Raw genomic sequence first — 13811 nt, 5'->3', positions numbered from 1 at the left:
CTATCAGGTTTGACTGTATCCTCGGGTGGTGTCAAGCGAGAAAACGCCCTCGGGCGCGGACCTGGCCGAGGCGCTGATGCGCACGACCCACGCGCTGCGGCGTTACGCGGGCCAGCCCTACGTCCAGCGCGGCTGGTCGACCTCCCGCGTGCTGCTGATGCTGGCCGTCGACGAGGCCGGTTCACCGCGGATGGGCGACCTCAAGGACCGGCTCGGCGTCACCGGGCGGTCGATCACGTCACTGGTCGACGGCCTGGAGGACGAAGGCCTGCTGCGCCGGCGCGCCGACCCGGACGACCGCCGGTCCATCCGCCTCGAGATCACCGGCAAGGGTCACGAACACCTCAGCGAGATCAAGGCACTGCACGACGCCCACGCCGATCGCACCTTCGCCGTGCTGAGCGAGGCGCAGCGGATCACCCTGCTGGCGATCCTGGACCGGCTCCGCGACCACGTCGCCGACCAACTGTCCACTCCCGACGAAGACCCGGCACGCAAGCCGCACTAGCTCGGCGCCTGGCGCTGCGGCGACGGCCGTCGCGTCGCGCATGTTCACCGACAGTGCACGCGGTCACCCGGTCCGTTGGGCAGGAGCACCGACCGGCGCGGCTGTGGGATGGTGGGAGCGTGAACCTGGAGGATCTCGTCCGGCTGCGCCGCGCGCGCGACACGATGGACCGCGACTACGCCAAGCCGCTCGACGTGACGGCGTTGGCGCAGGTCGCGCTCATGTCGCCCGGGCATTTCTCCCGTAGTTTCCGCGCGGCGTTCGGCGAGAGCCCGTACAGCTACCTGATGACCCGGCGCATCGAGCGGGCCAAGGCGCTGTTGCGGCGCGGCGACCTTTCCGTCACCGAGGTCTGCTTCGAAGTCGGCTGTACGTCGCTCGGTTCGTTCAGCACGCGGTTCACCGAATTGGTGGGCGAGAGCCCCAGTTCTTACCGGGCTCGCAATCACGAAGAGGGCGCGGCCATCCCGCCGTGCATCGCGAAGATCCACACGCGACCGATCAGGAATGGCGAAGCCAAGTCGGCCGAGTCGGCGACGTCCCACAACGCGTGACCTGCCCGGCAATCTGCTGCGGATCAACCAATCCCGCAGCAGCTAACGAATTGGTCACTGTGGCCTTGTGTGACTATCGCTGCGCATAAGGTCGCCCGATCGGGTGAGTCGGCGAAACGGGGAGTGCATGCGGAGCGCCACCATTGGGCTGCGTTTCGTGGCGGCCTGCGCCGCCGCGGTCTTCGTCGCCGGATGTGCCGGCCCCGCCAATGAAGTGGCGGCGTCCGGTGTGCCGACCGGCAGCACGACCGCCACGACCTCGACAACCACCACGACGCCGATCACCACCACCACTTCCGCGTCACCCGAGGCCAAGGGCTCGCCGACCAGGCAGGCCACCCCCACCACGGCCGCCCCGTTCCCGGTCAGCGCGAAGCTGGCCCGGACCGCGGTGGCCAGGGCCGACTCGCTGAACACCCCGGGCCGGCTCTACGCCGTCGCCGTCTACGACCGCGCCAACAACAAGCTTTCCTCCGGCCAGTACGCCACCAAGCCGATCATGTCGGCATCGGTGATCAAGCTGTTCGTGATCGTGGAGTTGTTGCACGAACAGGAAAACGGCGACATCGAACTCACCGACCAGGACCGCGCGTGGATCCGGCGCGCGCTGTCCGGCAGCGACGACAGCGCCATGAACGCCTTGTGGGGCAAGTACAACGGCATGCGGGCCCTGGTCGCCATCAAGGACCTCGCCGGTCTGCACCAGACCGAACCGCCGCAGGACCCGGCCCAGTGGGGCGAGGCGACGATCTCCGCGGCCGACACCGTCGCGGTCTACCGGTACCTGCTCACCAAGCTCGCCCCGGACGACCGCGACCTGGTCCTCGACGCGCTGGCCGAGCCCACCCACTACGGCCTCGCCGACGACTTCGACCAGTACTTCGGTTTCCTCGGCCCTGGGGTGCGGCCCAAGAACGTCGCCGCGAAACAGGGCTGGATCGGTTACCGCCCGTATCGCCTGCTGCACTCGAGCGCGCTGCTCGGCTCGCGGCACCAGTTCATCGCGGTGGTGCTCACCCAGCAGAACAACGGCTACTCCTACCCGGACGTGGCCCAGCACGTCACCGAGGTCGCCGGCACTCTGCTGAAGACCCTCGGAACGGCGGCCACCAAATGACGCCCACCCTGCGCTTCGCGACCCCCGCCGACGCGGAGGCCATCGCCCGCATCTGGCACGCCGGTTGGCAGGACGCCCACCTGGGCAACGTGCCCGATGAGCTGATCACCGCCCGCACCCCGGACTCCTTCGTCGAGCGGGCCGTCGACCGGGCCGCCAACGCCGACGCCGAAGCCAAGACCGTCGTGGCCGACGTCGACGGCGCGGTCGCCGGTTTCATCATGGTCCTGGACGACGAGGTGGAGCAGGTCTACGTGGACGCGAGCTTCCGCGGCGGCGCGGTGGCCCCGGCGTTGCTGGCCGAAGCCGAACGCCTGGTGGCGGCGGGCGGCCACGACACCGCCTGGCTGGCCGTGGTCGCGGGCAACACCCGGGCCCGGCGCTACTACGAACGCCACGGCTGGGCCGACCACGGCCCCTTCGACCACCTGGCGCCCGGCGACATCGTGGTCCCGGCCCACCGCTACGTGAAGGCGGTGCGCTGAGGCGTCACTCGCCGCGCATCTGGCGGCGGATCTCCTCGAGCTTGTCCGCGCCGGCCTTGTTGCGCTCCTCGAGCTTCTTGTCCCAGTCCGCCACGGTGTTGTCCGTGCCGAGCCCGGCCAGCTCGGTGGCGCCCGCCGCCGTGGTGGACCGGCCCTCGATCTTGTCGCGCACGTAGTCGAAGGTGGGCACGCCGCCCTCGGTGTAGTCGGGCTCCAGGCTGGTCGTCGGCACGCCGGGGCTCACCGGTCCCAACTCGGTGCTCTCCTCGACGATCTCCGCGTCCACGATGTTGTCATCGGTGTCGGTGTCGGTGTCGGGATCGCCGGCCGGCTTGTCGGTCTCGCTCATCACCCGACCATATCCGCCGACGCGCCCGCGCCGCCCGCGATCGGCGGCGACGGTCATGATGGTCCGGTGATCGGCATCATCGCGGCTCCGTCCAACCTCGGCCTGCGCCCACCCGAGCCCGGCGCGGTACCCGGCTGCGCCAAGGCGCCCGAGGCGCTGCGGGAAGCAGGCCTGTACGCCAACCTGAAGGACGCCCGCGACTACGGCGTCGTCCTGCCCGGCCGCTACCGCGACGACTGGGTGCCCGGCGCAGACCGGCTGCGCAACCAGGACGCGATCATCGACCACTCGCGGCGGCTCGCCGCTCGCATCACGCGGGTGCTCGACGACGGCAACTTCCCGCTGGTGCTCGGCGGCGACTGCGGCATCCTCGTCGGCGCCGGTCTCGCCTTGCGCGGGCGGTACGGGCTGGTGCACGTCGACGGGCACACCGACTTCCGCAACCCCACCAACTCCGCGCAGTGCGCCTCGCTCGCGGGTGAGGACCTCGCCGCGGCGGTCGGGCGGCACTGGGACGCGATCGCCGACCTCGACGGCCTGCGCCCCTACTTCGATCCCGCGCGGACCGTCCACATCGGCTGCCGCGACGACGACGAGGGCCTGGCGGAGGCCAGCGCGGTCCTGCGCGCCGTCATCCCGGCCAAGCAGCACGCGGTCGCGATCCCCGACATCGGCGGCTACTGGTTGCACGTCGACGTGGACGTGCTCGACCCGTCCGTCCTGCCCGCCGTCGACAGCCCCGACCCCGGCGGGCTCACCGCGGCCGAGCTGACCGGCCTGCTGCGATCGCTGCGGCCCGGCGCGGTCGGGATCCAGTTCACCGTGTTCGACCCCGATCTGGACCCGGACGGCCGCTACGCCGACCTGCTCGCCACGCTCATCGCGGAGGTTCTCGGCTGAGGGTTGTTGTGCCAAGGTTCCCGGCATGACGAACTGGGGTGAGTTACGCCGGGCTGTCACCGGCGCGGTGGTGACGTCCGACAATCCGGACTACGACGCGGTGCGGGTGCCCGCGATGGCCAACTACGCGGACGCCCGCCCGGCCGTGGTCGTCCGGGCGGCGACGCAGGCGGACGTGGTCGCGGCCATCCGCTTCGCCCGCGGCCAGGACCTGCGGTTGACCGCCCGCAGCGGCGGGCACTGCTTCGCGGGGCGCTCGTCGGCGGGTGACATCGTGCTCGACCTGTCCGGCCTGCGCGACGTCACCTGGTCCGACGGCCTCGCCGAGGTCGGCGCCGGGGTGCGACTGCCCGCGCTCTACGAGTCGCTTGCCGCCCACGGGGTCACGGTGCCCGGCGGCTGCGGGCCGACGGTGGGCGTCGCCGGGCTGACCCTCGGCGGCGGCATCGGCGTGCTCGGCCGCCGGTACGGGCTGACGTGCGATCGCTTGCGCCGCGCCGAAGTCGTGCTCGCCGACGGCACGACGACGGTGTGCGACACCGAGCACGAACCGGAGCTGTTCTGGGCGTTGCGTGGCGCGGGTGGCGGGCTCGTCGGCGTGGTGACGTCCTTCGTGTTCGAGACCGTGCCCGCACCGCAGACGGCGTGCGTGCGCCTGGCCTGGCCCGCCCGGCGTGCGCTCGACCTCGCCGAGGCGTGGCAGTCCTGGGCACCGGCCGCGCCGGACCCGATCGCCGCGACCCTGCGGCTGACCACCACGGGCGCCCTGCTGGACGCGACCGCCGCGGGCGCCGACCCGGAGCCGTCGATCGGCGAGTTCGTCCGGCTGGTCGGCGCGCCGAGCACCGACGAGCGGATCGTGTTGCCCTACAAGGAAGCCAAGCAGCACTTGGCCGGACCGCCCGCCGAAGCCCAGGGCCACTTCGTCGGCCGCTCGGAGTTCTTCGCCGGTCCGATCCCTCGCGCCGCCTTGGCCGAGGTGATCGAGGCGCTCCCCGACGGCGCCGAGCTCAGCTTCACCCCACTGGGCGGCGAATACGCCCGCGTGCCGGGGGATGCGACCGCCTTCGCGCACCGGGCAGCGGCCTTCGTGGTGGAGCACACCACCGAGGCGCCGCCGGCGGAGTTGCCCGCCGCGACGCGGTGGGCCGAGACGTCCGCGCGGACGCTGCATCCCCACGGCACCAGCGGTGTGTACGCGAACTTCCCGGTTCCGGGCACCGATCCGCTGGATCCGCGCTACCACGGCGCGAACCGGGATCGGCTGCTGCGGGTGCTCGACCGCTACGACCCGGGCCGCTGGTTCACCGCGACGGGGTGACCGGGATCCCGGGCGGCCATGGGCGTCGGCCGGTCACCGGACCCGAAGGCGGTGAAGAACGCGTCGCGGAAGGCATCCATCCGCCACACGGGACCGTCCGGGGCCGGGCGGAGGCCGGGCGCCCAGTGCCAGCTCGCGATCCGGTCGAGCACGGCCGGGTCCTTGGCCACGATGGTCACCGGGACGTCGCGGCTCGCACCCTCGCCGCTGACCACCGGCCCGGGCTGGTGGTCGCCCAGGAACACCAGCACGGTGTCGGCCGTACCGTAAGTCTCCACATAGGACACCAACGTCGAGAGCGAGTACCGGATCGACTGCGCGTACGCGGCTTTGACCCGGCTGGGAGCCGACCAGACCTCGTCCTTCGACGGCCCTTGAGCGGGCATCGGGTCGTAGACCGAGCCGTCGCCGACGGCGCTCCAGTCGACCATGCGCGGCAGCGGGGTCCACGGGTTGTGGCTGGTCACCAGGTCGATCTCGGCCATCACGGGCGGCCGCTGCGTGCGGGCGAGTTCGTTGCGCTGCAACGCTTCCATCGTGAACTGGTCGGGCATGGTGGCGTAGGAGAAAGACGGGCCGTGGTAGCCGACATTGCGGCTGTCGTAGGTCTGCTCGTAGCCGTAGAACTTGCCGTCCGACCAGTCGCGGGTGTTGGCGGGGATGTCGGACACCGTGCGCCAGCCGCCCGCGCGGAACGCGCTCGCCAGCGTCAGCCGGTCCGTGGTGAGCAGCGTCGCGTAGCGCTGGGGGTTGTTCACCCACAGACCGGACTGCAACGTCGAATGGGCGAGCCAGCTGGTGCCGCCGAAGGTGGCGGAGGTCAGCATGCCGGTGCGTGCTTGAAAACCCTTGGCCTGCAGGCGTTTCGTGCCGTCGGCGAGCACCTTGTCCACGTCCGGGTCGGAAAGCGCGACCTTGCCGTAGCTCTCCACGAACGTGAGCAGGACGTCCTTGCCCCGCAAGCCGGTCAGCAACTGGTTGGCCGGCACGCCGCGAAATGCGTCCACGCCGACCGAGTCGCGGAACGGGCCGAGGTCGCGCACGTCGGCGACCACCGCCGCCACCTTGTCGTGCACCTCGGCGGCCGCGTCGCTGGCCGCGACCGGCTGGCTGCCGACCTGCACGCCGGTCGCCGCGCCGGCGGTCCAGATGACGCTCAGCACGACCAGGACGCGGACGGTCGCGGTCCGGTGCTCACCGGCGACCCGGCTCACCCGCAGGGCCGCGGCGACCATGAGCACGACGAGCGCGAGCGTCGCCAGGATCGCCCCCACCACGGCGGCGATCGCGACCGGCTTGCCCGCCGACGCCGCCAGGAACTCCACCGCCGGGCGCAGCAGCACCCAGTCGAAGACGGGGTCGAACGGGCGGTCCAGCTCCGCGCCGAAGCCCATGTCGAAGCCCTTGACCAGCAGCACGAGCCCGAGCAACGCACCGAACGCGCCCGCGGTCACCCGGCGCGCCCGGCCACGCAGGACCAGCAGCACGGCGAGCGCGAGGACGCCCTCGACCGGTACCCGCAGCGCGGTCCACCCACTGAGCACGCTGAGCCGCTGCGGGGCCAGCATCGCCGCGGCCAGCAGCACCACGGCGGCGGTCGACCAGAGCAACGCCGGCACCCGGCGCGGCCGGGCAACGGCGAACCCCGCGTGCGTGGAACGGCGGACGAACAGCCAGCGGACGTCGTGGCCGAACGACCAGCCCAACGCGGCCAGCGCCGCCGCCGTCACCACCGTGCTCACCACCAGGGGCAGCACACCTGAGGCCGCGACCGCGAGCACGACGCCCTGGATCGCGGCCACGGTCTTGCGCGCCATGCTCGGCGGGATCTCCCCGCGCAGCCACGGGAACAGGAACCCGGCGGCCACGTAGAGGTAGCGAGCGGCGCCGATCAGCAGCACCCACCAGCCGTGGGTGCTCGCCACGACCGCGCTCAGCACCAGGATGAGGAACGCGTCGACCTCCATGTCGAACCGCGCGCCGAACACCGTCACGGTGCCGGTGCGCCGCGCGACCTTGCCGTCCACCCCATCCAGCACCAGCGCGACCGCCGCGAAGGTGGCCAGGACCAGCCCACTCCTGTGGTCATCGATGAGCGCAGTCCTGTGGTCGGCGGCCAACGCGGTCACGCACCCGACCAGCACGGACCTGGTCAGCGTCACCAGGTCGGCCGGGCTGAAGCGGTAGGCCGTGCTCGCCAGCACGGCGCCCCCGACCAGGCCGAACCCGATACCGGCGAGCCAGCCGGTCATGCCCAGGCCCGCGCCGGCGCCGAGCACGGTCAGCAGCGCGAGCAGCAGCAGCTGCGCGGCCGGCACCGCCATGATCGTCTTCCGGAGCTGGGTCACGGGTCCTCCTCGGGGTCTCGTGGAGCATTACGTGCGTTCCCCCAGGTCGGTTCGAACGGGGTCCGCGAGCACCGGTCGTGGCCGGTTGAAACCAAAGATCACTCGACCGGGTGGGAAACGGTCCTTGATTGGCGGCAATTCTCACCGCTGGATAGCGTCCCGATCCGTTCGACAAATGCGTCGCCGAATTGAATTCGGCCACGGACGTGAAAGGGATGTTGGTTTGACTTCCGCCCAACCAGATAAGCCCCGATCGAACACAAGTCGCGTTGTTGCCAAGGTGCTGGCCTGCGGGTTTGCCCTGGGCGTGCCCCTGATCGGCCTCGGTGGGGTAGCCGAGGCGGAGCCGGACTGGGACGCGATTGCCGCCTGTGAAAGCGGTGGGAACTGGCACGCCAACACCGGCAACGGCTACTACGGCGGGCTGCAGTTCAGCCCGGGTACGTGGCGGGCCAACGGCGGCCAGGGCAGCCCGGCGAATGCCAGCAGGGAGGAGCAGATCCGGGTGGCCCGCAACGTGCTGGCCGGCCAGGGGATCGGCGCGTGGCCGGTCTGCGGCAGGCGCGGCGGGGGAGGCGGTGGCGATAGCGCGCCGGTCACGCACCACCAGAGCCCGGCGCCCCAGAGTCACCACAACAACCGTCCGTCGCGCTCCAACCCCGACGGTGACTACGTGATCGCGAAGGGTGACACACTGTCGGGCATCGCGGCCAAGCACCGGATCACGGGTGGCTGGCGGGCCCTGTGGCAGCGCAACAAGGCCTATGTCCCCGATCCGAACTACCTGGTGGTGGGGCAGCGGATCAAGCTGCGCTGACGTAAGCAGTCGGTAAGCCGCCCGCGCGGAAGAGCCAGGGGTGCGTGCGCGTTCAATGGTGTGGGGACCAGACGAAAGGACATCGGGTGACCACTCACGACACCGCAACGCACGCCAAGGCGATCCTCGCGGGCGGCTGCTTCTGGGGCATGCAGGACCTGATCCGCAAGCAGTCCGGCGTGGTGTCGACCCGGGTCGGCTACACGGGCGGCGACGTCCCGAACGCCACCTACCGCAATCACGGCACGCACGCCGAGGCGATCGAGATCGTCTACGACCCGGCGCAGACCAGCTACCGCGACCTGCTCGAGTTCTTCTTCCAGATCCACGACCCGACGACCAAGAACCGCCAGGGCAACGACATCGGCATGAGCTACCGCTCGGCGATCTTCTACCTCGACGAGGAGCAGAAGCAGGTCGCCGAGGACACCATCGCCGACGTGGACGCGTCGGGCCTGTGGCCGGGCAAGGTGGTGACCGAGGTGAGCGCGGCGGGCCCCTTCTGGGAGGCCGAGCCGGAGCACCAGGACTACCTTGTGAACTACCCGAACGGCTACACGTGCCACTTCCCGCGGCCGAACTGGAAGCTCCCGCGCCGCACCGCCTGACCCACGCCACGAATGTCCCATTCGAGGCACTGAACGCCTCGGATGGGACATTCAGGGCAGTGGCCCGAGCGCAGCGAGCCCAGCTGCACCTGAAGCCACCCCATGCAGCAAGGACCAGGGTCAGGCGGGTTTGAGCGGGTCGTGGCCGATGGACATGAGCCGGTGGCGCCAGCCTTCGTCGCCCGCGGTCGGCTCAAGGTCGTCGCGCCGCTGCTCGTGCACGCGGCGCACCACCTTCTGCATCACCCGGCGGTCGTCCTCGGTGAGATCCGCCTTGCGCTTGCCCAGCACGTGCAGCACGTGCTGGCCGGTGGGCGGTCCGGACTGGTCGGGCAGCGCCTCGGTGCGCTCGCCGGCGTCACGGGTGCGCAGCCAGTCGGAGAGTTCCCGCGACGTCATGTTCACCACGCGGTGGAACTCGTCCCACAGTTCCTCGTCGCTCAGTTCCGGCAGCTCCGTCATAGGGGCGTCCTACCCGGCCGGGCGCGCTGGCAAACGTGATCGCTTGCCGATCATCGCCCCCGCATAGAACGATGCCGCGGTGTCGAACCGTCTGGTGGCCTGGGTCGTCTTCGTCGTGCTCGCGGCGTTGGGCGTCCTGACCGCGCTCAGCCTGCAACCGTCCAGCCCGCGTGATCGATCGGCCCCGCCGGGGGAGTTCTCGGCCGAACGCGCCATCGCGCGGCTCGGGCCGGTGGCGGCCGTTTCGCACCCGCAGGGCTCGGCGGAGAACGCCAAGGTCCGCGACTACCTGCTCGGCCAGCTGCGTGACCTGGGCTTGGCACCGACCACCGACACGCGGCTGGCCGTGCGCGCCGAGGACGACTGGCCGGTTGTCGCGGCCAACGTCACCGACCTGCACGCCACCATCAAGGGCACCGCGCCGACCGGGCGGGTGCTGCTGGTCGCGCACTACGACTCGGTGCCCGGCGGGCCCGGCGCGGCCGACGACGGCGCGAACGTCGTGTCGATCCTGGAGATCGTCCGCGCGCTCAAGGCCTCGGCGCCGCTGCGCAACGACGTCGAGGTCCTGCTCACCGACGGCGAAGAGGCCGACCTGCTCGGCGCTCAGGCCTTCGTGGACGCAGGCGGTGCGCGCGACAAGAACACCGTGGTGGTCAACATGGAGGCGCGCGGCACCTCCGGCCCGGCCATCATATTCCAGACCGTCGGGGGCAACTCCGGCGTGATGTCGGCGGTCGGTGCCGGCGATGCCGTGGCCACCTCGGTGTCCGACGACGTGTACAAGATGCTGCCCAACGACACCGACCTCACGGTGTTCGACAACGCGGGCCTGCGTGGGATCAACTACGCCTTCGTCGGCGACTCGGTGAACTACCACACCCCGCACGACGACCTCGCCCACCTGAGCCACGCGACCGTGCAGGACATGGGTGCCTCGGCCCTGGCTGCGGTGCGCAGCCTCGGCGGCGCGGACCTCGCGGCCATGCCGGACCGCAACGACAGCTACTTCACCGTGCTGGGGCTTTTCCTGCACTACCCGGCCTGGCTGGTGATCCCGCTCGCGGTGCTGGCTTTCGTCCTTTTCGGACTCGCGTTGTGGTACCACGGGTTGCGGCCCGGCCGGATCGCCCGCTCCGCGCTGACCTTCGTGCTGCCGATCCTCGGCGCGGTGGTCGTCGGCGCCGGGGTGTGGTTCCTGCTTCGCTTGCTGCGTCCCGAATACGCGCTCTTCGTCGCGGGCGACACCAACCGGCCGTTCTTCTACGCGCTCGGCATGGTCTTGCTGACGTTGGTCCTGCTGGTGCTCTGGTGCCGGTGGCAGCGCAAGCGGCTCTCGATGATCGAGCTGACGTTCGTCGTGCTCGGCTGGCTCACCTTCCTCGCCCTGGTGACCGCGTTCCTGGTGCCCGGCGGCTCCTACGTGTTCACGTGGCCGGTGCTGATCGGCTCGGCCGCGCTGCTCGCCGCCCGGCGGTGGGCGTACGAGGACTCGTCGTGGGCGATGATCGCCGCGTCCGCCGCCGCGGTGCCCGCGGTGCTGCTCGGGTTGCCGATGATCCTGCTGCTCTTCCCGCTGGTCGGGATCTCGGTCGCCGTCGCGCCGCTGGTGCTGGTCGTGTTGTTCGGCGCCACCGTGCTCGGCTTGTTCGCCGCCTCGGTGCCGCAGCGCGTGCTGACCGTCGCGCTGGTCGTGGCCGGGCTCGGGGCCGTGGTGGCGCTGGGCACCGGCCTGGCCGTGGACAGCTACGACGAGCAGTACCCGAAGCCGGTGAGCCTCGGTTACGGCCTCGACGGCGACACCGGGAAGGCCTACTGGATCAGCGCGGGCGACCCCGCGGACCGGGAGACCAACAAAGCCTTGCGCCGTCTGGTGCCGCTGCCGCCGTTCCCCTCGGTGGCCGGCAAGCGGCACACCGTCGGCGCGCTGGCTCCGCTGAGCAAGCAGGTCGTGGTCCCGTCCGCGGAGGTCCTCAGCGCCAAGGACAACCCGGACGGCACGCACACCGCGGTGCTCGAGCTGCATGCCGGCCCGGCGGCGACGGAGCTCCACCTCTACGTGATGAGCGGCGAGCTGGTGTCCGCCACGGTGAACGGCGCCCCGCTGGCCACGAACGGCCGTTACGGCGGCCGGTGGGGGATGATCTTCACCGGGCCGCCGCCCGAGGGCGTCACGGTGACGCTGGTGTCGAGGGGCGGGCCGCTGACGACGAACGTGACCGCGGTTTACCGAGGTTTGCCCGAGGACGCGGACGCCCCGTACCTCGGGCCCGGGGTGAGCTTCCCGCAGTACTCGCCGCTCTCCGGGCAGACCATCGCCGAGCGCACCTACCGGGCGTAGCTCAGCCGATTCCGAACACGAAGTACGCCGCCGCGGCCGTGAGCGCGGCGGCGGGGAGGGTGAGCACCCAACCGGTCGCGATGTCGCCCGCGACGCCCCACCGCACGGCCGAGCGGCGCCGGGTCGCCCCGGCGCCCATGACCGCCGACGTGATGACGTGGGTGGTCGAGATCGGGGCGGCGAACACGAACGCCGTCGTGTAGAGCACCGCCGACGCGGACAGTTCGGCCGCGAACCCGTAGGGCGGGGTCAGCTGGAAGATCCGCCGGCCCAGCGTGCGCATGATCCGCTTGCCGCCGGTGTACGTGCCCGCCGCCATGGCCGCCGCGCACGTGAGCACCACCCACAGCGGCACGCCGTAGCCGATCTGGTGCCCGGTCACGACCAGGGCCAGCACGATCATGCCCATGCTCTTCTGGGCGTCCTGCAGGCCGTGGCCGAGGGCCAAGGCGGCCACTGAGGCGATCTGGGCCCGGCGCAGCGCCCGCCCGGCCTTGTGCGCGTCGGCCTTGCGCAGCAACCACAGGATCGCGGTCATGACCAGGAAGCCGAGCACGAGGCCGACGGCGGGGGAGACCACCATCGGGATCACGACCTTGTCCAGCACACCGGCCCAGTGCACCGATGTCGCGGAGACCAGCGCCGCTCCGACGAGCCCGCCGATCAATGCGTGCGAAGTCGAGGAGGGCAGCCCGAAGTACCAGGTGACGAGGTTCCACACGATCGCGCCGGCGACCGCGGCGGCCACCACCCGCAGCCCGCCGGCCACGCCGTGCTCCCCGGGGTTCGCGATCACGCCGCTGGCCACGGTCACCGCGACGCCCGTGCCGGCCAGCGCGCCCAGCAGGTTCATCACCGCGGCCAGGGCCAAGGCCGGGCGCATCGGCAGGGCCTTGGTGGACACCGCGGTCGCGACGGCGTTGGCCGCGTCGTGGAAACCGTTGGTGAAGTCGAGCGCGACGACCAGCACGATCACCGCGACCAGGACGACGGAAGTCAACGGTCAGGAATCCTTGACCGCGATCGTGTGCACCACGTCGGCGAGGTGCTCGAACGCGTCGGCCGCCTCTTCGAACTGCTCCACGATCTCCTTCACCTTGAGCAGCCGGATCGGGTCGGTGCCGTTGCTGAACAGTTCGGAGAGCAATTGCCTGCGGACGTAGTCGGCTTCGTTCTCCAGTCGGTTGATCTCCACCCAGTACTCGGTGAGCCCTTGCGGCTTGACCAGCCGCGGCATCGCGTCCGCGGTCAGGCGCGCGGCCTGGACGAGCAACTCGGTCTGCGCCCGGGCGCCCTCGGGCAGCGTGCCGACCTGGTAGCAGACGATCAGGTCGACCGCCTCGTCGAGGTAGTCCACGACGTCGTCGATGCGGCTGGCCAGCCGGTACATGTCGTCGCGGTCGAACGGCGTGACGAACGAGCGGTTGAGCTGCTCCATGATCGAGTGGGTGACCTCGTCACCCGCGTGCTCGGCCGCCCGCATCCGGGCGGCCAGTTCCTTGCGCTGGTCCGGCGGGGCGTCCACCGCCTGCCGCGCGAGCTCCGCCGCCACGACGGTGTTCTCCCCCGCCGCGGTGAACAGTTCGAAGAACACCGGGGTCCGTGGTTTGATCCGCAGCCGCATTGCAGAGTTTTCCCCACGGCCCGAATCGTGAAACGGGCGTGGATCAAGCCCGCAGGGGGTACTTCCCAGGCAGCGGCGTCGGGGACGCGGTCCGTACCGGTCGCCGCGTGCGGACGGGAGGGCAATGTCATGCACTCGGTGAGTTGGTCGACGGAATTCCCTGCCGAACCCACCGCGCTGCGGTGCGGGTACTGCGGAAGGCGGCTCAGCGAGCGCGGCGGCAGCCTCGATTTCTGCGACGTGACCTGCCAGGAGCAGTGGTACGCGGCGCGGGTCGAGCAGCTGCCCGAAGGGCACAACCGGCTGGTCCGCCCGGCCATGAACATGGGCTGGTTCTGACCCGCTGGACAGCGGCCTACACACGCGTGTAGCTTCCT

The 13811-nt window shown here is 71.0% G+C and carries 15 protein-coding genes; 10 read left to right on the top strand and 5 right to left on the bottom strand.

From position 1 onward, the window contains the following. Nucleotides 1-28 precede the first annotated feature (28 nt). The 4 genes from EV186_RS28735 (at nt 29) to EV186_RS28715 (ending at nt 2664) form a co-directional block, all read left to right on the top strand. On the top strand, nt 29-508 hold the full coding sequence (locus EV186_RS28735; RefSeq protein ID WP_243754334.1) for a MarR family winged helix-turn-helix transcriptional regulator: 480 nt from the start codon (nt 29-31) through the stop codon (nt 506-508). Nucleotides 509-672: 164 nt separating this feature from the next. Next, a complete protein-coding gene (locus tag EV186_RS28730) occupies nt 673-1062 on the top strand; it encodes a helix-turn-helix transcriptional regulator (protein WP_424983574.1) in 390 nt (129 codons plus the stop codon). 127 nt (nt 1063-1189) lie between these two features. Continuing rightward, on the top strand, nt 1190-2179 hold the full coding sequence (locus EV186_RS28720; RefSeq protein WP_166659378.1) for a serine hydrolase: 990 nt from the start codon (nt 1190-1192) through the stop codon (nt 2177-2179). Next, nucleotides 2176-2664 (top strand): GNAT family N-acetyltransferase, encoded by a 489-nt coding sequence (locus EV186_RS28715; RefSeq protein WP_133852562.1) that lies wholly within the window; start codon nt 2176-2178, stop codon nt 2662-2664. Before EV186_RS28720 ends, EV186_RS28715 begins: the two co-directional genes overlap by 4 nt. Before the next feature lie 4 nt (nt 2665-2668). Here the strand turns inward: EV186_RS28715 and EV186_RS28710 are convergent, their stop codons facing one another. Then, a complete protein-coding gene (locus EV186_RS28710; RefSeq protein WP_133852561.1) occupies nt 2669-3013 on the bottom strand; it encodes a hypothetical protein in 345 nt (114 codons plus the stop codon). 66 nt (nt 3014-3079) lie between these two features. Between EV186_RS28710 and EV186_RS28705 the strand changes: the two genes are divergently transcribed. Beyond that, nucleotides 3080-3913, top strand: coding sequence for an arginase family protein (locus EV186_RS28705; protein ID WP_133852560.1), 834 nt, complete (start codon nt 3080-3082; stop codon nt 3911-3913). Nucleotides 3914-3938: 25 nt separating this feature from the next. Then, complete coding sequence (locus tag EV186_RS28700; RefSeq protein ID WP_133852559.1) at nt 3939-5234, top strand: FAD-binding oxidoreductase; 1296 nt, start codon at nt 3939-3941, stop codon at nt 5232-5234. Here EV186_RS28700 and EV186_RS40220 read toward each other — a convergent pair. Beyond that, nucleotides 5198-7582 carry a CDP-alcohol phosphatidyltransferase family protein gene (locus tag EV186_RS40220; RefSeq protein ID WP_243754333.1) on the bottom strand — a complete coding sequence of 795 codons (2385 nt, stop codon included), beginning with the start codon at nt 7580-7582 and terminating at the stop codon, nt 5198-5200. The genes EV186_RS28700 and EV186_RS40220 overlap by 37 nt on opposite strands. A 223-nt stretch (nt 7583-7805) precedes the next feature. Between EV186_RS40220 and EV186_RS28690 the strand changes: the two genes are divergently transcribed. Then, the gene (locus EV186_RS28690; RefSeq protein WP_243754332.1) at nt 7806-8399 is read left to right on the top strand and encodes a LysM peptidoglycan-binding domain-containing protein; all 594 of its coding nucleotides are present in this window, start codon (nt 7806-7808) and stop codon (nt 8397-8399) included. Nucleotides 8400-8485: 86 nt separating this feature from the next. Beyond that, entirely contained in the window at nt 8486-9007 is a 522-nt protein-coding gene (msrA, locus tag EV186_RS28685; protein ID WP_279538332.1) for a peptide-methionine (S)-S-oxide reductase MsrA, read from the top strand. 120 nt (nt 9008-9127) lie between these two features. Here msrA and EV186_RS28680 read toward each other — a convergent pair whose 3' ends face one another. Next, complete coding sequence (locus tag EV186_RS28680) at nt 9128-9469, bottom strand: DUF3140 domain-containing protein (protein WP_133852557.1); 342 nt, start codon at nt 9467-9469, stop codon at nt 9128-9130. A gap of 79 nt (nt 9470-9548) precedes the next feature. On the opposite strand from EV186_RS28680, the gene EV186_RS28675 reads away from it, so the two are divergent. Next, nucleotides 9549-11810: a M20/M25/M40 family metallo-hydrolase gene (locus EV186_RS28675; protein WP_133852556.1), complete on the top strand. Its 2262-nt coding sequence runs from the start codon at nt 9549-9551 to the stop codon at nt 11808-11810. A 1-nt stretch (nt 11811) separates the two neighbouring features. Here the strand turns inward: EV186_RS28675 and EV186_RS28670 are convergent, their stop codons facing one another. Further along, nucleotides 11812-12810, bottom strand: a complete 999-nt coding sequence (locus tag EV186_RS28670) for an inorganic phosphate transporter (RefSeq protein WP_133852555.1) — start codon at nt 12808-12810, stop codon at nt 11812-11814. Between the two features lie 3 nt (nt 12811-12813). Next, nucleotides 12814-13434, bottom strand: a complete 621-nt coding sequence (locus tag EV186_RS28665; RefSeq protein WP_133852554.1) for a DUF47 domain-containing protein — start codon at nt 13432-13434, stop codon at nt 12814-12816. Between the two features lie 138 nt (nt 13435-13572). On the opposite strand from EV186_RS28665, the gene EV186_RS28660 reads away from it, so the two are divergent. Beyond that, entirely contained in the window at nt 13573-13773 is a 201-nt protein-coding gene (locus tag EV186_RS28660; protein ID WP_133852553.1) for a hypothetical protein, read from the top strand. Nucleotides 13774-13811 lie beyond the last annotated feature (38 nt).

Origin of the sequence: Labedaea rhizosphaerae, from assembly GCF_004362825.1 — a bacterium.
GTDB classification, from domain to species: domain Bacteria; phylum Actinomycetota; class Actinomycetes; order Mycobacteriales; family Pseudonocardiaceae; genus Labedaea; species Labedaea rhizosphaerae.
The sequence above is the reverse complement of the archived record's forward strand: the minus strand, read 5'-3'. Positions and strand labels throughout refer to the sequence as shown.